Below are 22,498 nucleotides of genomic sequence, written 5' to 3' on the forward strand. Positions count from 1 at the left end.
CTCGGTCCGCTTGGACTGAAGGAAAGGTGTTCTTGGACTGCGCGCGCCGCTGCCGTCCGACTTCGTTGACCGTGCCGACGCGCCCCCGCTACCCAGGCACCATGTCGCTCACCAAGAGATCCCGTGCCGCGTGCGTGACCGCCGCCGCCACGGCCGCGCAGGTCTCCGACGGGTCGGCGGCGACCGTCCGGGCCGATGACGTCAGGTCGTCGAGAACGCGCCCGCCGCCAAGCCCGGGACGGTCGTGTACGAGGACTTCGAGGCCGTCGACCAGGGCTGGGGGCCGTTCCTGAAGGGGGACGCGGGCGGTTCCACCGACCCCCGTACGCACATCGCGCAGCTCCACGCCCCGTACACCCAGGCCGGGTGGAACGGAAAGCTCGTCGACGACGTGCTCGTCGATGCCGCCGGCGGCTCGGAGTCCCTCAAGGCCCACGACGAGAACACCGGTCTTGTCTACCGGACCGTTCCCTGGACCGTGCCGATGACCAACGGGCACAGCTACAAGGTCGAGTACGACCATCAGTCGAGCCACGCGGGCGCCTACGAGTGGGTCACCGGCACCCATGCCCCGGCCAAGGTCCGCTACTACCTGGGCGGCAAGTGCACCTCCTTCACGGCGGAGGTGGGCGTGGACGACGTCCAGACGTCCCGCGGCAGCGTGCAGTTCGGCGTCACCGCCGACGGTACGGAGAAGGTCGCGTCGCCGGTGCTGAGGGCCGCGGACGCCGCCTGGGCGCTGAGCGCCGACGTCACGGGGGCCGGATACGTCGAGCTCGTCGTCCTCGACGGCGGCGACGGGAACGGCAACGATCACGCCGACTGGGGGAGTGCGCGCTTCCACTGCGGGCCCTGAGACCGGGGAATGCTCGTCCCCGCACCCGGCCCGGGTGCGGGGACGAGCGCTGTCCGCGTGCGGTGGAGGTTCCCCCCATGGGCCGATCCGGTGAACGCCTCGTACGCCTGTTTCCCGGTGCCGGGCGCCCCCCGGAGAGCCGTCACCGCCGGCGTGGCCGACCCCCGTGAGCTGGAGATCCTCGACAACACCGCCGGCCGTCAGGCCGTCGCCGTTCCGCCCCTCGGACGCACGGCGGCGAACTCCCGGCAGCCCGGTACGGTGGGCACTGTCGCGCCGGTCCTCGCGAGCACGCCAGGCCGCACCCGGCGCGGAGTGGCGACACGCTGCGTGAGTGAACCGCCGCATTCCGGGCAGCCGGAACTCGGCCGGAACCGCCCCGGGCAACGAGTGATCGGCCGCGATCCGTCAGGCGGGGCTGCTGCCGCCGGCAGTGCCCTGCGACCGCTCAGCACCCCGGGCAAGGCGGGCGCCACCACTCGCCGTCAGGTGGCCATTGGCTGACGAGCGGATGACGTCCTTGTCGGACCCCGACAATCCGGGGCAGTCCCCGGCTGGTACTTCGCCTGTGCCGCGCAATGGTTCTGTCCGGGGGTGACAGGAGAACGGTCGCGAGACTGTACGGAGTCAACGGCAGGATTTTCTTGTTCGGGTCCGTAGGGTCGGTACATGACCGTTTTGGACGAGACCACCGGCGAGCCGACCGACGCGCGAGGGCGTGTGGCCGAGCTGCACGCCCTTCGCGAAGAGGCCCGCCGTGGACCCAGTGACCGGGCGACGGAGGCGCAGCACGCCAAGGGCAAGCTGACGGCGCGTGAGCGGATCGAGCTGCTGCTGGACGAGGGTTCGTTCCGTGAGGTCGAGCAACTGCGCCGGCACCGGGCGTCCGGCTTCGGCCTGGAGGCGAAGAAGCCCTACACCGACGGCGTGATCACGGGCTGGGGAACGGTCGAGGGCCGGACGGTCTTCGTCTACGCGCACGACTTCCGGATCTTCGGCGGCGCGCTGGGCGAGGCCCACGCCACCAAGATTCACAAGATCATGGACATGGCCATCGCGGCCGGTGCCCCGCTGGTCTCTCTCAACGACGGTGCCGGCGCCCGGATCCAGGAGGGCGTCTCCGCCCTCGCCGGATACGGCGGCATCTTCCAGCGCAACACCAAGGCCTCCGGCGTCATCCCGCAGATCAGCGTGATGCTCGGCCCGTGCGCGGGCGGCGCGGCCTACAGCCCGGCGCTGACCGACTTCGTCTTCATGGTCCGCGAGACCTCGCAGATGTTCATCACCGGACCGGACGTCGTCAAGGCGGTCACCGGTGAGGAGATCACCCAGAACGGGCTCGGCGGCGCCGATGTGCACGCCGAGACGAGCGGCGTGGCGCACTTCGCGTACGACGACGAGGAGACCTGCATCGCCGAGGTGCGGTACCTGCTGTCGATGCTGCCGCAGAACAACCGCGAGAACCCGCCGCACATGCAGACCGAGGACCCGGCGGACCGCCGCTCCGACGTGCTGCTCGACCTCGTACCGGCCGACGGCAACCGCCCGTACGACATGCACCAGGTCATCGAGGAACTCGTCGACGACCGCGACTACCTGGAGATCCACGAGCGCTGGGCGCGCAACATCATCTGCGCCCTCGCCCGGCTCGACGGCCAGGTCGTCGGCATCGTCGCCAACCAGCCGCAGACGCTGGCCGGCGTGCTCGACATCGAGGCGTCCGAGAAGGCCGCCCGTTTCGTCCAGATGTGCGACGCTTTCAACATCCCGATCGTGACGCTGCTGGACGTGCCGGGCTTCCTGCCCGGCGTCGACCAGGAGCACGGCGGCATCATCCGCCACGGAGCGAAGCTGCTGTACGCGTACTGCAACGCGACCGTGCCCCGGATCTCGCTGATCATGCGCAAGGCCTACGGCGGCGCGTACATCGTGATGGACTCCCAGTCCATCGGCGCCGACCTCACCTACGCCTGGCCGACGAACGAGATCGCGGTGATGGGCGCCGAGGGCGCCGCCAACGTCATCTTCCGCCGGCAGATCGCCGACGCCGAGGACCCCGAGGCCATGCGCGCCCGCATGGTCAAGGAGTACAAGGCCGAGCTCATGCACCCCTACTACGCCGCGGAGCGCGGACTGGTCGACGACGTCATCGACCCGGCCGAGACGCGCGAGGTGCTCATCCGGTCCCTCGCCATGCTCCGTACCAAGCACGCCGACCTGCCGTCCCGCAAGCACGGCAACCCCCCGCAGTAACCCACGAGGAGAACGCTGCAGATGACCACCTCCGCCGAGTCCCTGCTCCGGGTCGAGAAGGGCCACGCCGACCCCGAGGAGCTGGCCGCGATCACCGCGGTCCTGCTGGCCCGTGCCGCCGCGCAGCCGTCCGCGCCGGCCGGCCGCGGCCGCAGCACGGCCGGCTGGCGTCGGCTGGAGCGCCAGTCCGGCTTCCGCGCCCCGCACAGCTGGCAGGGCTGACGCCCTACCGACCCACCGAGACCCCGCTGCTCCCTCCCAGGGACGCGGGGTCTCGGCGTGCGTGCCGCGAACGTCCAGCGGCCCGGCGTGTCCGTCTCCGTCCGCAGGCTCCGACGGCTTCGAGGCGACGCGCAACGAGAAGGCCCCGCACTCCGGCAGGAGTGCGGGGCCTTCACCGTGTACGGGACCGGTACGGCGACGGTCTACCGAAGACGGGCCATCAGTGCGTGCTCAACCAGGGTGATGAGGGCGCTCTTGGCATCCGCGCGGTGGCGGGCATCGGTGGTGATGATCGGGGTGTCGGGCCCGATCTGCAGGGCCTCGCGGACCTCGTCGGGGGTGTAGGGCTGGTGTCCCTCGAAGCCGTTGAGAGCCACGACGAAGGGCAGTCCGCTGTTCTCGAAGTAGTCGACCGCGGGGAAGCAGTCCGCGAGACGGCGGGTGTCCACGAGCACCACGGCGCCGATGGCGCCCCGGACGAGGTCGTCCCACATGAACCAGAACCGGTCCTGTCCGGGGGTGCCGAACAGGTACAGGATCAGGTCCTGGTCCAGGGTGATGCGGCCGAAGTCCATGGCCACCGTCGTGGTGGTCTTGCCCCCGGTGTGGGTGAGGTCGTCGATGCCCGCGGATGCGGACGTCATCACGGCCTCGGTACGCAGCGGGTTGATCTCCGAAACGGCGCCGACGAACGTGGTCTTGCCCACGCCGAAGCCGCCCGCCACCACGATCTTCGCGCTGGTGGTTGAGCGGGCTGCACCGCCGCTAGAGCTTGCGAAGTCCACTGAGCACCCTTTCGAGCAGTGTCACGTCTGGCTGGCCGCCGGCGGACTCGTCGCCGCCGGGCTGGTGAATGGCGACAAGTCCGGCCTCCGCCAGGTCGGCTACGAGGATCCGGGCAACGCCGAGGGGGATGGAGAGAAGTGCCGAGATCTCGGCGACCGACTTGATCTCGAAGCACAGTCGGCAGATCCGCTGGTGCTCGGGCAACTGCCCTTGCAGCCGCACGGGATCGGCCGTGGTACTGACCAGCGCCTCGATGGCGAGCTGGTAGCGGGGCCTGGTCCGGCCACCGGTCATCGCGTACGGACGCACCAATGGGTTGTGGTTGCCCGACGCGGGTGCCGGCTCAGGATTCCGCCGGGGCGCCACGGGCTGGATCCGAGGCGCCTGCGGCTGGTTGTACGACGGGTCGTACGGCTGCTGCGGCCGCTGGTACGGCTGCGGGCCGCTGCCTCTGCTCGGCGTGGAGGGAAAGTTGAAGCGGTTCTGACCCTGCTCACCCGGAGACTGCTGAGCACCGTCATACGGGTGTCCGCCTGGGGGTGTTGCCACGTTTCTTCCTCCTCCGAGTGCCGTACGCCGGTCCATGTCCCTGTGGAGCCGCGCCACCGCACCCTATGGTGCGGTGGCGAGAAACGCACTGCCTGTTTGTTAGTTGAGAAGACTTCCCTGGAGTTCGGCACGGAGGTCCGGGGTGAGGACGCTGCCCGCACGGTCGACCAGGAGTGCCATCTCGTAGCCGACGAGACCGATGTCGGCGTCGGGGTGGGCGAGCACGGCCAGCGAGGAGCCGTCCGAGATGGACATGAGGAAGAGGAAGCCGCGCTCCATCTCCACGACGGTCTGGTTGACCGCGCCGCCTTCGAAGATGCGGGAGGCCCCCGCGGTCAGCGAGGTCAGACCGGATGCGACGGCCGCAAGCTGGTCGGCTCGGTCGCGCGGGAATCCCTCGGACATCGCCAGCAGGAGTCCGTCGGCGGAGACCACCACGGTGTGGGACACCCCAGGGGTGTTGTCCACGAAGTTGGTGATCAACCAGTTCAGATTCTGCGCCGCCTGGCTCATCGGGCTCACACTAACGCTCCTGGTTGTAGGTACTACCCGGGCCGAAGCCCATTCCGTTCGTGTCCGTCCCCGCGGTGCGTCCCTTCTGGACACCGCGCCGCAGGTTGCTCAACCTGCCACGCACGTCTTCAGGGGCGCGGGAGACCTGGGGGCCGCCCTGCGGGGTCTGCTCCGCCGTGCCCTCGACCAGATTGGCCTTCGGGACCCGCCGGGGGAGACCGGACGGGGTGACTCCGCCCGCTGCGGGCTTGCGGAGCTTCTCGGCCCGCTGCCAACGCTCGTCGTTCGTCGAGCGCCAGTCGTCGGAGCCGTCCGCCTCGGCCCGCCCGTTCCGAGGGGCCTGCGGGGCCTGACCGGCCGAAGTCGCCTGTCCAGCCTGCCCGTTGTCGGCGCCGGCAGGCTGCCACTGGCCTTGCGCCGGCTGGCTGCCGCCGCGTCGCGGCAGACCGGCGCCGGTCACCTCGTGGCTGCTGCTCGGAGCAGGACCCGGACGGTCGAAGCCTACGCGCTCCGGAGCGCTCGCGGGAGCGCCGGGCGCAGATTCCGCATCTGACCGGTAGCCCTGCTCGTAGCCACCCCGGTACCCGCCCTGATCGGCCCACTCTCCCTGGTCGGAGCCGTGGCCGAACTGGCCGTCGTACTGCGGCTGGTGCTCCTGCGGGGCGTCGTACGAGGCCTCCGCATACGCCTGCTCGGAGTGCTCGGGGTAACCGCCGGAAACCGGGTACTCGCCAGTGCGGTCGTAGCCGTCGCCGCCCTCGTAGCCGTAGCCGTTCTGCTCGTACGAGGACTGCTGCTCCTGCGCCGCGAAGCCCTGGTCGTACTGCTCCCCGGCGTACCGGCCGTCTGCGTACTGATCCGGCTCGCCGAACGCCTGCTGCGTCTCGTCACGGAACAGCGGACGGTCGCCGCCCGACTGCGCCTCGAGCGCCGCGCGGCGCTCCTCGCGCATCAGGGAGCGGTTGACCGGGTCCAGCTGGCGGTTGTCGGACGACTGCTCCTCGTAGCGAGAGTCGTCGAAGCCCAGCTCGGCCGCGGTGCGCATCGTGGTGGCCTCGAAGGACTGCTGCTGCGGGATCATCTGCGACACGGTGAAGTCGTCCGCGGGAAGCGGTTCGCCACCGCCACCATGCGTGATCGCGTCCGGGAGCATGACCAGCGAGGTCGTGCCGGCCTGCTCGCCCGAGGGGCGCAGCTGGACGCGGACACCGTGCCGGTCGGCGAGGCGGCCGACCACGAAGAGGCCCATGCGCTGCGAGACCGCGGCGTCCACCGTCGGCGGGTTGGCCAGCTTGTGGTTGATGTCGGCGAAGTCCTCGGCGGTCAGACCGATGCCCTTGTCGTGGATCTCGATCATGACCCGACCGTCGGGCAGCCGCGTCGCGGTGACGCGGACCTTCGTCTGCGGAGAGGAGAACGTCGTGGCGTTCTCCAGCAGCTCGGCGAGCAGGTGCACGAGGTCGGTCACGGCCTGGCCGTGGATCTCGCTCTCCGGGACGCCCGTGAGCTCGATGCGCTCGTAGGCCTCCACCTCGGAGGAGGCGGCGCGCAGCACATCCACCAGCGGCACCGGCTGGTTCCAGCGGCGGCCGGGCTCCTCGCCGGCGAGGACGAGGAGGTTCTCGCCGTTGCGGCGCATACGGGTCGCGAGGTGGTCCAGCTTGAAGAGGTTCTCCAGCTGGTCCGGGTCGGCCTCGTTGTTCTCCAGGTCGGTGATCAGGGTCAGCTGGCCCTCGATCAGCGACTGGTTGCGGCGCGACAGGTTGGTGAAGATCGCGTTGACGTTGCCCCGCAGCATGGCCTGCTCGGCGGCGAGCCGGACGGCCTCGCGGTGGACCTGGTCGAAGGCGCGGGCGACCTCGCCGATCTCGTCCTGCGTGTCGATCGGGATCGGCTGCACGCGGGTGTCGACCCGGCCCGGCTCGGTGCGGGACAGCTGGTCGACCAGCATCGGCAGACGCTGCTCGGCGATACCGAAGGCGGCGGTGCGCAGCTGGCGCATCGAGCGGCTCATCTGGCGGCCCACCAGACCGGCCAGGATGAACGCGGTGAGCAGCGCGATGATGACGATCAGACCGTTGACGATGGCGTCGGTCTTGGCCTCGTCGGAGATCCGGGCCGCCTCGGTCACGGCCTTGTCGACGAGGTCGTTCTCGATCTCGGTGTAGCCGTCGAACTTGGCGGTGGCGGCGGCCATCCACACCGTCGGCGTCACACCCTGCTCGGCGAGCTCGTCGGGTTCGTCGCCGGAGCTGATGGCGGCGACCATGCCGTCGTAGACGGAGCCGTTCTTCTCCGGCGGAAGCGTGAACTTCACGCCGGCGGCCTGCGCCTGCTGGGCGGCCTCGGCGAGCTTCTTGGCGCCCTCCTGCGACTTGGCGCCCATGACCGACTTCAGCTTCTCGGTGTCCTCCGCCGCACCGCCGGAGACGTACTCGCCGAGGGCGATCCCCTCCAGGTAGGCGTACGAGGAGAAGGCGACCGTCTGCCCGTTCCTGACCGCCTGCTTCTCACTGGGGCGGACGAGCAGATGCGTGCCGATGGAGCGCTGCAGCGACTCGGCGCCCTTGGCCAGCTGGATCGCGTAGAGCGTGCGGCCGAAGCTCGTGACGTTCCCGGTGCCCAGTCCGAGCTCGTTGGAGAACTCCGTGAGGTAGTGCTGGACCAGCACATAGCCCTCTTCGGTGGCGACCGGGCCACCCTTGCCGCCGGACTTGTCCGGCGTCTCGACGGCGGCGCTGTACGCGGTCTGGCGGATCAGCTCGAGCTTGGGCTCCGCCTCGCGGAAGAGCTTGAGGCGGCGCTCCAGGCCCTGCTTCTCGGGCATGTCCGCGACGGCCACGTCGAACTTCTTCTTGGCGGCGTCGGTGGCAGCCCGGGTCTGCTTGACCACCGCGGCGTCGCGCTTGCCCTCGAGCAGGGGCTGGGCGGTGAGGTCGCGCTCGTTGAGCAGCGCCTGGCCGTACTCGGAGGCGGCGCGCACGACCAGGGCCGTCTTCTCCGCGTCCTGCGCCTCGTTCCAGGTGTCGATCGATCCCTTCACCTGGAAGCCGCCCATGACGAGGCCGACCAGCGCGGGTATGAGGAGGATCGCGTTCAGCCTGGTCGGCACCCGCCAGTTGCGTGGGGACAGCCTGCTGGAACTGCCACCGGTTGGCGGCGGCGCCACGGGCTGCACATCCGCAGGCGACGCCGCTGCACGCGGGGGCGGGGTGAAGTTGCCCCGCGCCTGCTGCTCTGCGGAGCTTGTATTGCTTCGCCTCACTCGACCAACAACCTCTCGGCGTCGGCACCTACGTTGTGCCGATTATTGTTCAGGGCCGTACTACTCACGAGTTCGTCGATTTCAGCACGCCGAGCGGTCCGGTTCCAAACAGCGTGAAGACGCCGTTCCGGGTGCTCCAGGCCGCCGATAAAACGGGCATAAAGAGCCAGCCCTGGCAAATGGCGGGGTCTATATGAGCACAGCGGTACCAGCCGGATGCGTCGGGTGTCCGAGCCCGGAGAATTCTCTGTCGAAACGTTATGAACACGGAGGCGGACCGTGTCAAAAGACACAGCCCGCCCACGATTTCTCTACGACAACTGCCGGATACACGAGACTACTTGAGTCGTGCCATCAGTGCGTGCTCAACCAGGGTGATGAGGGCGCTCTTGGCGTCCGCGCGGTGGCGGGCGTCGGTGGTGATGATCGGGGTGCCGGGCCCGATCTGCAGTGCCTCTCGGACCTCGTCGGGGGCGTAGGGCTGATGTCCCTCGAAGCCGTTGAGAGCCACGACGAAGGGCAGTCCGCTGTTCTCGAAATAGTCGACCGCGGGGAAGCAGTCCGCGAGACGGCGGGTGTCCACGAGCACCACGGCGCCGATGGCGCCCCGGACGAGGTCGTCCCACATGAACCAGAACCGGTCCTGTCCGGGGGTGCCGAACAGGTACAGGATCAGGTCCTGGTCCAGGGTGATGCGGCCGAAGTCCATGGCCACCGTCGTGGTGGTCTTGCCCCCGGTGTGGGTGAGGTCGTCGATGCCCGCGGACGCGGACGTCATCACGGCCTCGGTACGCAGCGGGTTGATCTCCGATACGGCGCCGACGAACGTGGTCTTGCCCACGCCGAAGCCGCCCGCCACCACGATCTTCGCGGAGGTCGTCGCCCGGGCCGTTCCGCCGCTAGATCTTGCGAAGTCCACTGAGCACCCTTTCGAGCAGTGTCACGTCCGGCGTGCCGCCGGCCTCTCCGTTGCCCGGCTGGTGGATCGCCACCATGCCCGCTTCGGCCAGGTCCGCCACAAGGATCCGAGCCACACCGAGCGGCATCGACAGCAGTGCCGAGACCTCGGCGACCGACTTGACCTCCTGGCACAGGTGGCAGATCCGCTGGTGCTCCGGCAGGAGCGTTACGAGGTGCGCAGGGTCTGCCGTGGTGCTGACCAGTGCCTCTATGGCGAGCTGGTAGCGGGGCCTGGTCCGGCCACCGGTCATCGCGTACGGACGCACCAGTGGCTGGTCGCCTTCATGTCCGTAGTCGGTGTCCATGGGGACACCGTACGGATCGTGAGAGGCGGGGGGCGGGGTCATGAATCCTCCGGGCGTGACAGCAAGTGGTCGGCTGTGCCGTCTGAATGGGCCGGTGGGGGGCCGGGTGGGGGCGGCCGGACGGTTGTGGGGCGGTAGGGAGTACCAGGGGTGCACCTGGGGGCGCACACCCCCCTTGCAACGGTCGTACCAAGCGTCTAGTGCAGCAGGGTCCCCTGGAGTTCGGCACGGAGGTCCGGGGTGAGGACGCTGCCCGCGCGGTCGACCAGGAGTGCCATCTCGTAGCCGACGAGACCGATGTCGGCGTCGGGGTGGGCGAGCACGGCCAGCGAGGAGCCGTCCGAGATGGACATGAGGAAGAGGAAGCCGCGCTCCATCTCCACGACGGTCTGGTTGACCGGGCCGCCTTCGAAGATGCGGGAGGCCCCCGCGGTCAGCGAGGTCAGACCGGATGCGACGGCCGCAAGCTGGTCGGCTCGGTCGCGCGGGAATCCCTCGGACATCGCCAGCAGGAGTCCGTCGGCGGAGACCACCACGGTGTGGGACACCCCAGGGGTGTTGTCCACGAAGTTGGTGATCAACCAGTTCAGATTCTGCGCCGCCTGGCTCATCGGTCTCAACTAACGCTCCTGCTGGTGAGTGGGCCCGACGTTGAAGCTGCCGGTGTTACCGGTGCTGCCCGCCTGCCGGCCTTGCTGGATACCCCGGCGGAGGTTGGTCAGCCGGCCCCGCACATCGTCCGGGGCGCGGGATACCTGTGGACCGGACTGGTGGGTCGACTCCTGAGCGGTACCGGGCACGAGATTGGCGCGCGGCACCCGCTTGGGCAGACCCGAGGTGGTGATCCCGCCGGCGGCGGGCTTGCGGACCCGCTCGGCCTGGCGCACCAGCTCGTCGTTGGGCGAGCTGCGCCAGGCGGCGCCACTCGCGTTGTGCTGGACCTGGTGGCCCGCCTGTCCGCCGGCCGGCCCCGCGGTGGGACGTCGCGGCGGCATCGGCGGGGCGGGGCGCTGGGCGGGCTGCTGCGGTGCCGCCGGGGGCTGCTGGGCCCCGTTGGCAGGACCGCCGTAGCCGGGCTGGCCACCCGGCCCGCCGTGGAACCAGTTGGTCTCCAGCGTGTCGAACAACGGCGTGCGGCCGTCGCCCGGGCCGGCCGGAGGCAGGGCCTCGGGCTGCGGCTGTGCGGGCAGGCTCGCGGCCGGCGGACGCGGCGCTCCGAAGTCGGCGGTGTCGCGGCGGCCGTGGCCCGGGGCGCTCTGGCCGTAGCCCTGCTGGCCCTGACCGTAACCCTGCTGGCCCTGGCTGTAGCCCTGCTGACCCTGACCGTAGCCCTGCTGACCCTGACCGGCAGCCGGACGCGGCGCGTTGAAGTCGGGGCGCTGGAACTGCTCGGTGGCTGCGGGGTCCTGGCCGCCGTGGCGCGGTGCCGAGTAGCCCTGGCGGGCGTACTGACCGGTGGTGTCGGGCTCTTCGTGGCCGCGCGGGGCGTCCAGCGGGGGGCGCTGCGGTACGGCCGGCTGCTCGCTGCCCCAGCTGGTGGTCTCCGGGCGCTGCGGGCGCTGACCCTGCGGGCCGCTGCTGGGCAGTTCGGCGCGCGGGGCACCGGTCGGCGGGAGCTGGCGGCCCCGGTCGTCACCGGCAGGGGCGCCCTGCCGCTGGCTCTTGCGGTCGCGGCCGCCGATGCCGCTCTGACGGGATTCGTTGCGGTCCTGGGCGGCCGGTCGGCCGCTGTCGGAGCCGTACGCGCCGACGGGTGCGCCGGCCTGACGCGACGGGTCCTGCTGCGGGGCACCGCCCTGCTGGGGGCTGCCCTGGAAGGACGCACCGTCACGCGGCGGCAGCGCGGCACGCGCAGCCGATCCGGCGCCGACCTGGCCACGCGGCGCACCTGCGCCGAGACGGCCGGCGGTCGCGCCGCCGGGACCTCCGGACGGTCCGCCGCCGAGACCGGGACGGCCGCCACCGGGACCGCCCTGACCGCCGCCCGCGCCGGGGTTACCGGGCAGACCGCGGCCGCCGCCGGGGCCCTGCGGGGCACCGTTCTGCGCGCCCGCACCGGGCTTGGCCTGGGGCTTCTTGCCGCCGTGTGCGACATCGACGGGGAGCATGACCAACGCCGTCGTACCACCGGAGTCGGACGGGCGGAGCTGGATCCGGATGCCGTGCCGCAGGGACAGGCGGCCGACCACGAACAGACCCATGCGACGCGACACCGAGACGTCCACGGTGGGCGGCGACGCGAGCCGCTCGTTGATCGCGGCCAGGTCCTCGGGGGAGAGGCCGATACCGGTGTCGTGGATCTCGACGAGGACGCGGCCGTCCGGCAGCGCGTGACCGGTCACGCGGACCTTGGTCTGCGGAGAGGAGAACGACGTGGCGTTCTCCAGCAGCTCGGCGAGGAGGTGAACGAGGTCGTTGACGACGCGGCCCGCGACCTCGGTCGCCGGGACGGCGGCCAGTTCGATGCGCTCGTACTGCTCCACCTCGGACGCGGCGGCACGGAGCACGTCGACGAGCGGGACGGGCCGGGTCCAGCGGCGGCCCGGCTCCTCGCCCGCGAGGACGAGGAGGTTCTCGCCGTTACGGCGCATGCGGGTCGCGAGGTGGTCCAGCTTGAAGAGGGAGGACAGCTGGTCCGGGTCGGCCTCGCGGGACTCCAGCTCGGAGATGAGCGACAGCTGACGCTGGATGAGACCCTGCGAGCGGCGCGAGAGGTTGGTGAACATCGCGTTGACGTTGCCCCGCAGCAGGGCCTGCTCGGCGGCGAGGCGGACCGCCTCGCGGTGCACGTCGTCGAAGGCCGTGGCCACCTGGCCGATCTCGTCCCTGGAGTGCACACCGACCGATTCGACGGTCGTGTCGACGTCCTGCGGGTCGGCCTCGGAGAGCTGCTTGACGAGTTCGGGCAGCCGGTCCTGGGCGACCCTGGTGGCGGTGTCCTGGAGGCGGCGCAGCGAGCGGATCATGGACCGGGCCACGACGAAGGCGCCGACGAGCGACACGCCGAGGACGACCAGGATCAGCGCACCGTTGATGATGGCGTCCTGCTGCGACTCCTGCTTGAGCTCGCGGGCCCGGCTCTCCATCTCACCGAGGAGGGTCTCCTCGATCTGGTTCATCGCCTGGATCTTGGTGTCGGCCTGGTCGGTCCAGTCCAGATAGCTGCGGCGCTCGGGCGTCTTGGAGATGCCGTCGGTGCTGCGCAGCACGCGGTCCGCGTAGGTGTCGGCCTTCTGGATCTCGGAGTTGCCGGACTCCAGCGGGGCGGTCAGCTCCTCGGCGTTGCCGCCGAGCGCGGAGTAGATCGCGGTGAACGACTTCAGCGCCGCGTCCTCGTTGGTCTTGGCGTCCAGTCCGGTGAGGCGGTCGTTCTCCTTCATGCTGCCGACGGCGCTGCTGGTCTTCGGCAGCGCGGCGGCGATGACCGCGCGCTGGATGGAGGCGTACTCCTTGGCGGACGAGAACGCGGCCAGCGCGCGGGTCCGCTTGATCATGTCCGGGTTGCTCGTCGCCTGGGCCATGTCCTGGGACAGGCTCAGCAGCGAGTCGATCAGCCGGGAGTACTGGCTGATCGTCTGCGAGTTGGAGACGACTTCCCCGTCGGTCTGCTTGTAGGCGTTCTTCCGGATCTCGGTGATGCTGTGCACCTGCGCCGCGATCTGGGCCGCGTTGGAGCGGATGCCCTCCAGGGCGTCGTCGCCGGTGGTGTCACCGATGTCGGTGGTCGCATCGAGGAACGCCTCCTTGCGCTGGTCGGTCACGCTCCGGGGCTGGGAGACCTTGAAGTCCGTGGCCTTGCTGCCGTGCGTCAGCGGACCGGCCGCGTGGTCGCGCTCGTTCTGGAGCGCCTCGGCGAGAGCGGTCGCCTCCCTGGTCATCTTGGTCAGCAGCTGCATGTGCTCCAGCTGCTCCATGTCGCTCAGCGACTCGTTGATACGGAGTCCGCCCAGCGTGGTCGCGGCGACCACGGGGAGCGTGAGCAGGGAGACCAGGCGCGTGCTGATGCGCCAGTTGCGCAGGGCTATGCGAGAGCCCGTGTCGGGGGAGCCCTTGGGCTTCAGCGGGACGGCGGTTTCGCCACCACCCGGTGCCGCGCCGGAGCGCGCACCACGGTCACCGCCGTCGCCGGCCGCGGGCCGGTCCTGGTTCTGGGCGTGCTGGGGCGAGGAGCCGCGGTCGGTCCCGCCGTGCGGCTCCTGTTCAGCCGCAGCGCTGCCATCCCTCTTGAAACGTCCCTGCACTAGCGTCGCAACCTCTGGACCAGGCGCCCCTCCGCATACACGGTGGGACGGTGTCGGCGTGGTGGGGCGATGAGCATGCCCCATTAGGTGGGTCTGGAGTGACCGGCGCTTCCTTCCCCCTCCCGCCGCCACTCGGCGCTGCGTTGCGCCCCTGCGCGCCGGCCTGAAACCCGCGGCGGTGCGTGGAATTCCAGCACAGTGCCGGATCTCCAACAAGGGCCGCGGGCCGGGCTGTGACCAGAGTGACACGTTGTAAGTGTCGCGTGACAAGCCGTAGAAAGCGACGGGGAAGAATAGGACTTTTGCCTACGAGTCGCTTACGGGTGGGGGGTGCCCCAGTCGCCATGATCGGGAGCGGAATAGCTGATTCAGCTACGCAATGTCCGTTTCTGCAAGGGCATTTCACTGTCCAGAATGACGGAATTGCCCCCCGTGCCGTGAGCAAACTCACACGGAGATCGTTGCCTTGTCCATGCTTTCGCAGGGATTGGGGTGTCTAGCCTTTCGCTTTACAAGAACCGGCGCTCTGACAAGGACCTGATCCCCTGATGAAGACCATGATGTTCCGCAACATAGCCAACCCCCGGCGCACCACGCTCGCGCACCTCGCCGACGCCGACGAGCTGCAGCCGGAGGCCCAGCCGGAGCATTCGGTCGACCTCCCCAACCAGACGGCCAACCCCCGCCGCACCACCCTCCTGAACGCCCCGGTGGCCCCTTGATCCCCGAGGCGCAGTGACGGTTGGCGCCGTAATACGGCAGGTCGGGTGCCTGTGCCGCGTTAGCCTGGAGCGTCAGACTCCAGCCAGCGGAAGCAGAGGGGCGCGAGGCACCCGTGCGCATCGCCAGATTCTCCATCGACGGCAATGTCGCCTTCGGCGCGGTCGAGGACGACGGGACCGGTGACCCCGGTGGCCTCGTCCTCGACATCATCAAGGGCATTCCCTACGCCGACTTCGAGCTCTCCGGAACGAAGGTCCCGCTGAGCAAGGTCCGGCTCCTGCCGCCCGTCCTGCCCAGCAAGGTCGTGGCCATCGGTCGCAACTACGCCGAGCACGCGGCGGAGCTCGGCAACGAGGTCCCGGACGTACCCGTCGCCTTCTTCAAGCCCTCCACCTCGGTGATCGGGCCCGGCGACGCCATCGAGTACCCCTCCTTCTCGAACGAGCTGCACCACGAGGCCGAGCTCGCCGTCGTCATCGGCCGCCTGTGCCGCGAGGTCCCGCGCGAGCGCGTCAAGGACGTCATCTTCGGCTACACCTGCGCCAACGACGTCACCGCGCGCGACGCCCAGCAGCGCGAGAAGCAGTGGGCCCGCGCGAAGGGCTTCGACACGTCGTGCCCGCTCGGCCCCTGGGTTGAGACGGGCATCGGGCTGGCGGCCGCGCACGACCTCACGATCCAGTGCACGGTCAACGGCCAACAACGCCAGCTGGGTCGTACGAGCGACATGATCCGCTCCATCGAGGACCTGGTCGTCCACATCACCGAGGCCATGACGCTGCTCCCCGGAGACGTCATCCTCACCGGCACCCCGGCCGGCGTCGGCCCCCTCAACGTCGGCGACGAGGTCGCCGTCACCATCGAAGGCATCGGCACTCTCACCAACAAGGTGATCAAGCGTGGCTAACGCGACGAACGTCCGCGTACGTTTCTGTCCCTCGCCGACCGGCAACCCCCACGTGGGCCTGGTCCGCACCGCCCTCTTCAACTGGGCGTTCGCCCGGCACCACCAGGGCACCATGGTCTTCCGTATCGAGGACACCGACGCGGCCCGCGACTCGGAGGAGTCGTACGAGCAGCTCCTCGACTCGCTGCGCTGGCTCGGTCTCGACTGGGACGAGGGCCCGGAGGCCGGCGGCCCGCACGCGCCGTACCGCCAGTCGCAGCGCATGGACATCTACAAAAACGTCGCCGAGAAGCTGCTCGCCGGCGGTTACGCCTACCCCTGCTACTGCACCGTCACCGAGCTGGACGAGCGCCGCGAGGCCGCCCGGGCCGCCGGCCGGCCCTCCGGCTACGACGGAAAGTGCCGCATCCTGACCGACGAGCAGAAGGCCGCGTACGAGCGCGAGGGCCGTGAGGCGATCATCCGCTTCCGTATGCCCGACGAGCCGATCACCTTCACCGACCTCGTCCGCGGTGAGCTGACCTTCACGCCGGACAACGTCCCGGACTACGGCATCGTCCGCGCCAGCGGCGCCCCGCTCTACACGCTGGTCAACCCCGTCGACGACGCGCTGATGGAGATCACGCACGTGCTGCGCGGCGAGGACCTGCTCTCCTCCACACCGCGCCAGATCGCCCTGTACAAGGCGCTGATCGAGCTCGGCATCGCCAAGCAGATCCCGGCCTTCGGCCATCTCCCGTATGTCATGGGTGAGGGCAACAAGAAGCTCTCCAAGCGCGACCCGCAGGCCTCGCTCAACCTCTACCGCGAGCGCGGCTTCCTGCCCGAGGGCCTGCTCAACTACCTCTCCCTGCTGGGCTGGTCGTTCTCGGCGGACCAGGACGTCTTCTCGATCACCGAGATGATCGAGAGGTTCGACATCGCGGACGTCAACGCCAATCCGGCGCGCTTCGACCTGAAGAAGGCCGAGGCGATCAACGCGGACCACATCCGCCGGCTGGACGTGAAGGCCTTCGCCGAGGCCTGCGAGCCCTGGCTGCAGGCCCCGCACGCACCCTGGGCCCCCGAGGACTTCGACCGCGCCGCGTGGGAGGCGATCGCCCCGTACGCCCAGACGCGTCTCACGGTCCTCTCCGACATCACCGCCAACGTCGACTTCCTCTTCCTGCCCGAGCCGGTCGAGGACGACGCCTCCTGGCAGAAGGCGATGAAGGAGGGCTCCGACGCCCTGCTGCGCACGGCCCGTGAGAAGCTCGAGGCCGCGGACTGGTCCAGCCACGAGTCGCTGAAGAACGCGGTCCTGGCCGCCGGCGAGGAGCACGGCCTCAAGCTCGGCAAGGCCCAGGCCCCGGTCCGCGTCGCGGTCACCGGCCGCACGGTGGGTCTGCCGCTCTTCGAGTCCCTGGAGATCCTGGGCCGGGAGAAGACCCTGGCACGGGTCGACGCGGCGCTGGCGAAGCTCGCAGCCGCGTAGGCGATTCCCGTCGTACGCCCTGAGGGGCGGCAGCCGGTGCGGCTGCCGCCTCTCGGACGTTGGCGGCGGCACCGGCACCACCGCAGGCGCCCCACGGCCGCCCACCACCCCCTAGCCTGGGATCATGGCGATCCGCGCGGTCCTGTGGGACATCGACGACACGATCTTCGACTACACCGGCGCCGACCGCGAAGGGCTGCGGCGCATGCTCGACGACGAGGGCCTGCCGCACGCATACACGTCCGCGGACCACGCCCTCCGGCGCTGGCGGGAACTCACCGAACACCACTGGGCCCGTTTCGCCGCCGGGGAAACGGACTTCCAGGGGCAGCGGCGCGACCGGGTCCGCAGCTTCTTCGTCCGGGAGCTGAGCGACGACGAGGCGGATGAGTGGTTCGCCCGTCACCTCGCGCACTACGAGGCCGCCTGGTCGCTGTTCCCGGACTTCCTGCCGGTCATCGACCGCCTCGCGGGCGAGTACCGGCATGCCGTCCTGTCGAACTCCTCCGTCCACAACCAGGACCGCAAGCTGCGCATCCTCGGCGTCAGGGATCGCTTCGAGGCCGTCCTGTGCGCCGTGGAGCTCGGGGTCTCCAAACCCGAGGCGGCGGCCTTCCACACCGCGTGCGACGCGCTCGGGCTGCCACCGCAGGACGTTGCGTACGTGGGAGACCACCCGGACATCGACGCGAGCGGTGCCGGCGCGGCGGGGCTGACCGGCATCTGGCTGGACCGCGGTGGGCTGGGCGGCAGGCCGGAACTGATCCGGATCACGGGTCTGGAGGAGCTACCCAGCGTGCTGCAGTCGGATACCCGTTTTGGAGCGCCGTCCACCTTCAGGTAATGTTCTTCCTGCGCCGGGAGCAGCGGGCCGGAAAGCCCGAGCTGAAGGCGCACAACCGAACAAAACCCCCCGCAGGGGGGTTGAGTTTTGGTGGCCTATGGTGTAATTGGCAGCACGACTGATTCTGGTTCAGTTAGTCTTGGTTCGAGTCCAGGTAGGCCAGCTCGCAGAGCTCATCTGCAAAGCCCCCGTTGTGTAGCGGCCTAGCACGCTGCCCTCTCAAGGCAGTAGCGCCGGTTCGAATCCGGTCGGGGGTACAGATCCATCCTGCTGGTCACCAGGTTCGCTCCCGGTGCCTTCGCAGTGACAACATCCGGCGACAGCCGGATGGGGATCGCTAGGGCCCCCGTTGTGTAGCGGCCTAGCACGCCGCCCTCTCAAGGCGGTAGCGCCGGTTCGAATCCGGTCGGGGGTACTGGTCTATACCACCATGGCCTATGGTGTAATTGGCAGCACGACTGATTCTGGTTCAGTTAGTCTTGGTTCGAGTCCAGGTAGGCCAGCGGATCCAGTCAGTTGGATCAACATCTTGCCCCCGTTGTGTAGCGGCCTAGCACGCCGCCCTCTCAAGGCGGTAGCGCCGGTTCGAATCCGGTCGGGGGTACGTGACGAGAAGGCCCTCCCCATCGGGGAGGGCCTTCTCGCGTATGCCTCAGCCGAACCGGCGGTACGACTCCTCGGCCTGGGCCAGCCTGCGCAGGCTCAGCAGCACCGGCTCGTACAGCACGGTGAGCGCCACCGCGGCCTCCACCTGCTCCTCCTCCTGCTCGTACTTCTCCACCAAGTCCAGGTCGTTGACGGCCAGTTCGGCGGCGCTGCGTGCGTACGGGAAGAGGTGTGCCACGTCGCAGGGGTAGCCGAGCCGGTCCATCGTGGCGATCGCGGCGACCAGCGTCCGGTACGAGGGCGACAGCGCGCCCTGCTCGCGGCCGAAGCTCCAGCCGAGCCGCTCCATCAGTGCGTCGGCGGTGCGGCCTGCCGTCTCGGTGGCGGGGTCCTCCTCGTCCGGCTCCGGGCCGTGCGGGAGGGCCCAGACCGCGGCGCCCAGGCGCATGTGGTGGTCGAGGGTGTCGTCGGCGACGGCCGCGAGGACCTCGCGGGCGGCGGCCACCGGTATGCCGCCGACCTGGATCAGCGCACGGACCAGCCGGAGCCGGCGCAGATGCTCCTCGTCGTACTCGGCCTGGGTGGCGCTGACCCGCCGGCCGGGCGGCAGCAGCCGCTCACGCAAGTAGTACTTGATCGTGGCGGTGGGTACGCCGCTGCGTTCGCTGAGCTCTGCCAGTCTCATCTGCTTGCGCCTTTCATTGGAGAGTGGCACTATCCAAGTGTAGATAGCTCCACTATCCAACAATCCTCGCAAGGGGGACCGCGATGGGCAAGCAGCCGATCCAGGGGCGCATGACGGCGGAGTCGCAGGAGCAAGTGGTCGTCTTCCTCATCGGGATGCGCATCAACAGCTTCCGGGCGCTGCGGAGTTGGTGGCCGGTGTTCACGGCCATGCCGCGGATGCTGAAGGAACTGTCGCAGGACGAGGACAGTGGACTCCTCGGTTATCAGCTGCTGCTGGGCGGGCCCAGGGTTCTGTACACCGTCCAGTACTGGGACTCGAAGGAGAAGCTGCTCGCGTACGCCTCCGCGCAGGACGGGCAGCACCGGCCGGCCTGGGCGGCGTTCAACCGGCGGATGCGCGAGGGCAAGGGCAAGGTCGGCTTCTGGCACGAGACGTACATCGTCCCTGCGGGGTCGTACGAGAACGTCTACGTGAACATGCCGGCGTTCGGGCTGGGCGCGGCGACGGGTGTCGTCCCGGTGGCCCGCCGCGGCGACCGTGCGGCGGATCGACTGCGCGCTGCGTGAGCCCCGGGGTCGGGTGGTTGCGGCGAGTCGCGGGCGCATGTGGCGCCTGCGCGGGCCTTTCCCGGGGGCTCCGCCCCCGGACCCCCGTCTTCGAACGCCGGCAGGGCTGAGATTCGGCCTGGCCGGCGTTCGAGGGGTGGACACGCCGCCCGGCCTGCCGGTGTCGGCAGCACACAGCCCGTCCGGCGTTCGAGGACGGACACCCGGTCCCACCGCACGGTGCCCGTACCGTGCGCCGCGCCCGCAGGGCGAGCCGCGCAAGGCCTCCGCCGCCGCAGCCGCCGCCGTCCCGTGCGCCGCGCCCGCAGGGCGAGCCGGGCAGGGGCGGAGCCCCGGGGTCAGCCCGTGCGGCGGAGCGCGTCGGAGAGGCGGGCCGCCGCGTCGATGACCGCCTGGGCGTGCATACGGCCGGGGTGACGGGTCAGACGCTCGATCGGCCCGGATACCGAGACCGCCGCCACGACTCTGTTCGACGGCCCCCGCACCGGCGCCGAGACGGACGCCACGCCCGGCTCGCGCTCGCCGATCGACTGGGCCCAGCCCCGGCGCCGTACGCCCGACAGGGCCGTCGCCGTGAAGCGGGCGCCCTGCAGGCCGCGGTGCAGCCGCTCGGGCTCCTCCCAGGCCATCAGGATCTGGGCCGACGATCCGGCCTTCATCGTGAGCGTGGAGCCGACGGGCACCGTGTCCCGCAGTCCGGACAGCCGCTCGGCGGCCGCCACGCAGATACGCATGTCCCCCTGCCGGCGATAGAGCTGCGCGCTCTCGCCGGTCACATCGCGCAGATGGGTCAGCACCGGCCCCGCCGTGGCCAGCAGGCGGTCCTCGCCCGCCGCGGCCGCCAACTCGGCCAGCCGCGGGCCCAGAATGAAACGGCCCTGCATGTCCCTCGCCACCATCCGGTGGTGTTCCAGAGCCACGGCGAGGCGATGAGCCGTGGGTCGTGCAAGCCCTGTCGCCGCGACCAGCCCGGCGAGGGTGGCCGGACCGGACTCCAGGGCGCTCAGTACCAGAGCTGCCTTGTCGAGAACGCCGACGCCGCTAGAGTTGTCCATGAAACGATACTCGCGTCTCACTCTGTGAAACGCAAGTTCAATTTCTCCGAGAAGTTGCGAACCTGGATGTGCGGCCGTACAAGGGCCCGCGCTCCCCGCCAGGTCCGACGTACGGACGACGGCGGAGTTGATCTCTAGTTGGGCCCGGCGAAGCCGCCGGGCCGGAGGGAAAGCGATGGGTAGGACACTCGCGGAGAAGGTCTGGGACGACCACGTCGTCCGGCGCGCCGAGGGCGAGCCCGACCTCCTCTACATCGATCTGCACCTCCTGCACGAGGTGACGAGCCCGCAGGCCTTCGACGGGCTCCGCCAGAACGGCCGGCGGGTGCGGCGGCTCGACCTCACCATCGCGACCGAGGACCACAACACCCCGACCCTCGACATCGACAAGCCCATCGCCGACCCGGTCTCCCGCGCCCAGCTGGAGACCCTGCGCAAGAACTGCGCGGATTTCGGCGTCCGGCTGCACCCGCTGGGGGACGTCGAGCAGGGCGTCGTCCACGTCGTGGGCCCACAGCTGGGCCTGACCCAGCCCGGCACCACCGTGGTCTGCGGTGACTCCCACACGTCCACCCACGGCGCTTTCGGCGCGCTGGCGTTCGGTATCGGCACCTCGCAGGTCGAGCACGTCCTGGCCACCCAGACGCTGCCGCTGGCCCGCCCCAAGACCATGGCGATCACCGTCGAGGGCGAGCTGCCGGACGGCGTCACCGCCAAGGACCTGATCCTGGCGATCATCGCCAGGATCGGTACGGGCGGCGGCCAGGGCTACATCCTGGAGTACCGCGGATCCGCCATCGAGAAGCTCTCGATGGAGGCCCGCATGACCATCTGCAACATGTCGATCGAGGCCGGCGCCCGCGCGGGCATGATCGCCCCGGACCGGACCACGTTCGACTATCTCCAGGGCCGCGACCACGCCCCCGAGGGCGAGGACTGGGACGCGGCGGTCGCGTACTGGAAGACCCTGCGCACCGACGACGACGCGGTCTTCGACGCCGAGGTCTTCATCGACGCCGCCGAACTCTCCCCGTTCGTCACCTGGGGCACCAACCCGGGCCAGGGCGCCCCGCTGTCCTCCCACGTCCCCGACCCGGCTTCGTACGAGGACGCTTCGGAGCGGCTGGCCGCCGAAAAGGCTCTGGAATACATGGGGTTGACCGCCGGGCAGGCTCTGCGCGACATCAAGGTCGACACCGTCTTCGTAGGCTCCTGCACCAACGGCCGTATCGAGGACCTGCGCTCCGCGGCCTCGATCCTGGCGGGCCGCAAAGTCGCCGACGGCGTACGGATGCTGGTCGTCCCGGGCTCGGTGCGGGTCGCGCTGCAGGCCGTCGAGGAGGGCCTGGACAAGGTCTTCAAGGAGGCCGGCGCCGAATGGCGGCACGCGGGCTGCTCGATGTGTCTGGGCATGAACCCCGACCAGCTGGCCCCAGGGGAGCGTTCCGCCTCCACCTCCAACCGCAACTTCGAGGGCCGGCAGGGCAAGGGCGGCCGGACCCATCTGGTCTCGCCGCAGGTCGCGGCCGCCACTGCGGTGCGCGGGCACCTGTCCTCGCCCGCTGATCTGTCCGACATCCCGGCCTCGGCCTCAGCCGGAGTCTGAACACCGTGACTCCTCCACCCCGCAAGAACGGCGTGGCTTCTCACTCGGCCCGGAGGGCCTCATGACGGCCGAGCCCTGA

Annotated in this window: 19 protein-coding genes, 5 tRNA genes and 1 pseudogene; 15 read left to right on the forward strand and 10 right to left on the reverse strand. The window is 70.0% G+C overall.

Going from position 1 to position 22,498, the window contains the following annotated elements; translation table 11 throughout:
- Window positions 1-158 precede the first annotated feature (158 nt).
- The 4 genes and pseudogenes from ABT078_RS03755 to ABT078_RS03765 form a co-directional block, all read left to right on the forward strand.
- Window positions 159-856: pseudogene (locus ABT078_RS03755) on the forward strand (NPCBM/NEW2 domain-containing protein); the annotation flags it as partial.
- 9 nt (window positions 857-865) lie between these two features.
- Window positions 866-1,360 carry a polysaccharide lyase beta-sandwich domain-containing protein gene (locus tag ABT078_RS42600; protein ID WP_502981154.1) on the forward strand — a complete coding sequence of 165 codons (495 nt, stop codon included), beginning with the start codon at window positions 866-868 and terminating at the stop codon, window positions 1,358-1,360.
- A 165-nt stretch (window positions 1,361-1,525) separates the two neighbouring features.
- Window positions 1,526-3,109, forward strand: a complete 1,584-nt coding sequence (locus ABT078_RS03760) for an acyl-CoA carboxylase subunit beta (protein ID WP_351223426.1) — start codon at window positions 1,526-1,528, stop codon at window positions 3,107-3,109.
- Window positions 3,110-3,130: 21 nt separating this feature from the next.
- Entirely contained in the window at window positions 3,131-3,331 is a 201-nt protein-coding gene (locus tag ABT078_RS03765; protein ID WP_351223428.1) for an acyl-CoA carboxylase subunit epsilon, read from the forward strand.
- A gap of 203 nt (window positions 3,332-3,534) precedes the next feature.
- Here ABT078_RS03765 and ABT078_RS03770 read toward each other — a convergent pair whose 3' ends face one another.
- The 8 genes from ABT078_RS03770 to ABT078_RS03805 all read right to left on the reverse strand — a co-directional run bounded on the left by ABT078_RS03770 (window position 3,535) and on the right by ABT078_RS03805 (window position 13,950).
- Complete coding sequence (locus ABT078_RS03770) at window positions 3,535-4,116, reverse strand: GTP-binding protein (protein ID WP_351223430.1); 582 nt, start codon at window positions 4,114-4,116, stop codon at window positions 3,535-3,537.
- Window positions 4,097-4,666 carry a DUF742 domain-containing protein gene (locus tag ABT078_RS03775; RefSeq protein ID WP_351223432.1) on the reverse strand — a complete coding sequence of 190 codons (570 nt, stop codon included), beginning with the start codon at window positions 4,664-4,666 and terminating at the stop codon, window positions 4,097-4,099. Before ABT078_RS03775 ends, ABT078_RS03770 begins: the two co-directional genes overlap by 20 nt.
- Before the next feature lie 99 nt (window positions 4,667-4,765).
- A complete protein-coding gene (locus ABT078_RS03780; RefSeq protein WP_030125847.1) occupies window positions 4,766-5,179 on the reverse strand; it encodes a roadblock/LC7 domain-containing protein in 414 nt (137 codons plus the stop codon).
- Window positions 5,180-5,189: 10 nt separating this feature from the next.
- A complete protein-coding gene (locus ABT078_RS03785) occupies window positions 5,190-8,444 on the reverse strand; it encodes a sensor histidine kinase (RefSeq protein ID WP_351223434.1) in 3,255 nt (1,084 codons plus the stop codon).
- A 337-nt stretch (window positions 8,445-8,781) separates the two neighbouring features.
- A complete protein-coding gene (locus ABT078_RS03790) occupies window positions 8,782-9,363 on the reverse strand; it encodes a GTP-binding protein (protein WP_351223436.1) in 582 nt (193 codons plus the stop codon).
- A complete protein-coding gene (locus tag ABT078_RS03795) occupies window positions 9,344-9,751 on the reverse strand; it encodes a DUF742 domain-containing protein (protein WP_351223438.1) in 408 nt (135 codons plus the stop codon). Before ABT078_RS03795 ends, ABT078_RS03790 begins: the two co-directional genes overlap by 20 nt.
- A 155-nt stretch (window positions 9,752-9,906) precedes the next feature.
- Window positions 9,907-10,320 (reverse strand): roadblock/LC7 domain-containing protein, encoded by a 414-nt coding sequence (locus ABT078_RS03800; protein WP_351223746.1) that lies wholly within the window; start codon window positions 10,318-10,320, stop codon window positions 9,907-9,909.
- Between the two features lie 9 nt (window positions 10,321-10,329).
- The gene (locus ABT078_RS03805; RefSeq protein ID WP_351223440.1) at window positions 10,330-13,950 is read right to left on the reverse strand and encodes a sensor histidine kinase; all 3,621 of its coding nucleotides are present in this window, start codon (window positions 13,948-13,950) and stop codon (window positions 10,330-10,332) included.
- A gap of 548 nt (window positions 13,951-14,498) precedes the next feature.
- On the opposite strand from ABT078_RS03805, the gene ABT078_RS03810 reads away from it, so the two are divergent.
- The 9 genes from ABT078_RS03810 to ABT078_RS03850 all read left to right on the forward strand — a co-directional run bounded on the left by ABT078_RS03810 (window position 14,499) and on the right by ABT078_RS03850 (window position 18,502).
- Entirely contained in the window at window positions 14,499-14,672 is a 174-nt protein-coding gene (locus tag ABT078_RS03810; RefSeq protein ID WP_351223442.1) for a hypothetical protein, read from the forward strand.
- 113 nt (window positions 14,673-14,785) lie between these two features.
- Window positions 14,786-15,580 carry a fumarylacetoacetate hydrolase family protein gene (locus tag ABT078_RS03815; RefSeq protein WP_351223444.1) on the forward strand — a complete coding sequence of 265 codons (795 nt, stop codon included), beginning with the start codon at window positions 14,786-14,788 and terminating at the stop codon, window positions 15,578-15,580.
- A complete protein-coding gene (gltX, locus tag ABT078_RS03820) occupies window positions 15,573-17,054 on the forward strand; it encodes a glutamate--tRNA ligase (RefSeq protein ID WP_351223446.1) in 1,482 nt (493 codons plus the stop codon). Before ABT078_RS03815 ends, gltX begins: the two co-directional genes overlap by 8 nt.
- A gap of 124 nt (window positions 17,055-17,178) precedes the next feature.
- Window positions 17,179-17,898, forward strand: coding sequence for an HAD family hydrolase (locus tag ABT078_RS03825; RefSeq protein WP_351223448.1), 720 nt, complete (start codon window positions 17,179-17,181; stop codon window positions 17,896-17,898).
- 91 nt (window positions 17,899-17,989) lie between these two features.
- A tRNA-Gln gene (locus ABT078_RS03830) sits at window positions 17,990-18,061 on the forward strand.
- Between the two features lie 21 nt (window positions 18,062-18,082).
- Window positions 18,083-18,155: transfer RNA gene (locus ABT078_RS03835), tRNA-Glu, on the forward strand.
- A gap of 85 nt (window positions 18,156-18,240) precedes the next feature.
- A tRNA-Glu gene (locus ABT078_RS03840) sits at window positions 18,241-18,313 on the forward strand.
- Between the two features lie 16 nt (window positions 18,314-18,329).
- Window positions 18,330-18,401 (forward strand) — tRNA-Gln (locus tag ABT078_RS03845).
- A 28-nt stretch (window positions 18,402-18,429) separates the two neighbouring features.
- Window positions 18,430-18,502 (forward strand) — tRNA-Glu (locus ABT078_RS03850).
- A gap of 48 nt (window positions 18,503-18,550) precedes the next feature.
- Here the strand turns inward: ABT078_RS03850 and ABT078_RS03855 are convergent.
- Window positions 18,551-19,189: a MerR family transcriptional regulator gene (locus tag ABT078_RS03855; RefSeq protein ID WP_351223450.1), complete on the reverse strand. Its 639-nt coding sequence runs from the start codon at window positions 19,187-19,189 to the stop codon at window positions 18,551-18,553.
- Between the two features lie 83 nt (window positions 19,190-19,272).
- Between ABT078_RS03855 and ABT078_RS03860 the strand changes: the two genes are divergently transcribed.
- Window positions 19,273-19,758 carry a DUF4188 domain-containing protein gene (locus tag ABT078_RS03860; RefSeq protein WP_351223452.1) on the forward strand — a complete coding sequence of 162 codons (486 nt, stop codon included), beginning with the start codon at window positions 19,273-19,275 and terminating at the stop codon, window positions 19,756-19,758.
- A gap of 338 nt (window positions 19,759-20,096) precedes the next feature.
- Here the strand turns inward: ABT078_RS03860 and ndgR are convergent, their stop codons facing one another.
- Window positions 20,097-20,813: an IclR family transcriptional regulator NdgR gene (gene ndgR / locus ABT078_RS03865; protein WP_351223454.1), complete on the reverse strand. Its 717-nt coding sequence runs from the start codon at window positions 20,811-20,813 to the stop codon at window positions 20,097-20,099.
- 175 nt (window positions 20,814-20,988) lie between these two features.
- On the opposite strand from ndgR, the gene leuC reads away from it, so the two are divergent.
- Window positions 20,989-22,419 (forward strand): 3-isopropylmalate dehydratase large subunit, encoded by a 1,431-nt coding sequence (gene leuC / locus ABT078_RS03870; protein ID WP_351223456.1) that lies wholly within the window; start codon window positions 20,989-20,991, stop codon window positions 22,417-22,419.
- The last annotated feature ends 79 nt before the right edge of the window (window positions 22,420-22,498 follow it).

Origin of the sequence: Streptomyces sp. NPDC002133 (genome assembly GCF_040296405.1) — a bacterium.
GTDB lineage: Bacteria > Actinomycetota > Actinomycetes > Streptomycetales > Streptomycetaceae > Streptomyces.

What these genes read in the sequence shown, in the direction of transcription:
- ndgR (WP_351223454.1), bottom strand. Translation starts at nt 20,813, where the DNA reads ATGGACAACTCTAGCGGCGTCGGCGTTCTCGACAAGGCAGCTCTGGTA.
- ABT078_RS03810 (WP_351223442.1), top strand. Translation starts at nt 14,499, where the DNA reads ATGAAGACCATGATGTTCCGCAACATAGCCAACCCCCGGCGCACCACG.
- ABT078_RS03800 (WP_351223746.1), bottom strand. Translation starts at nt 10,320, where the DNA reads ATGAGCCAGGCGGCGCAGAATCTGAACTGGTTGATCACCAACTTCGTG.
- ABT078_RS03825 (WP_351223448.1), top strand. Translation starts at nt 17,179, where the DNA reads ATGGCGATCCGCGCGGTCCTGTGGGACATCGACGACACGATCTTCGAC.
- ABT078_RS03760 (WP_351223426.1), top strand. Translation starts at nt 1,526, where the DNA reads ATGACCGTTTTGGACGAGACCACCGGCGAGCCGACCGACGCGCGAGGG.
- ABT078_RS03765 (WP_351223428.1), top strand. Translation starts at nt 3,131, where the DNA reads ATGACCACCTCCGCCGAGTCCCTGCTCCGGGTCGAGAAGGGCCACGCC.
- ABT078_RS03780 (WP_030125847.1), bottom strand. Translation starts at nt 5,179, where the DNA reads ATGAGCCAGGCGGCGCAGAATCTGAACTGGTTGATCACCAACTTCGTG.
- ABT078_RS03855 (WP_351223450.1), bottom strand. Translation starts at nt 19,189, where the DNA reads ATGAGACTGGCAGAGCTCAGCGAACGCAGCGGCGTACCCACCGCCACG.
- ABT078_RS03795 (WP_351223438.1), bottom strand. Translation starts at nt 9,751, where the DNA reads ATGACCCCGCCCCCCGCCTCTCACGATCCGTACGGTGTCCCCATGGAC.
- leuC (WP_351223456.1), top strand. Translation starts at nt 20,989, where the DNA reads ATGGGTAGGACACTCGCGGAGAAGGTCTGGGACGACCACGTCGTCCGG.
- ABT078_RS42600 (WP_502981154.1), top strand. Translation starts at nt 866, where the DNA reads ATGCTCGTCCCCGCACCCGGCCCGGGTGCGGGGACGAGCGCTGTCCGC.
- ABT078_RS03860 (WP_351223452.1), top strand. Translation starts at nt 19,273, where the DNA reads ATGGGCAAGCAGCCGATCCAGGGGCGCATGACGGCGGAGTCGCAGGAG.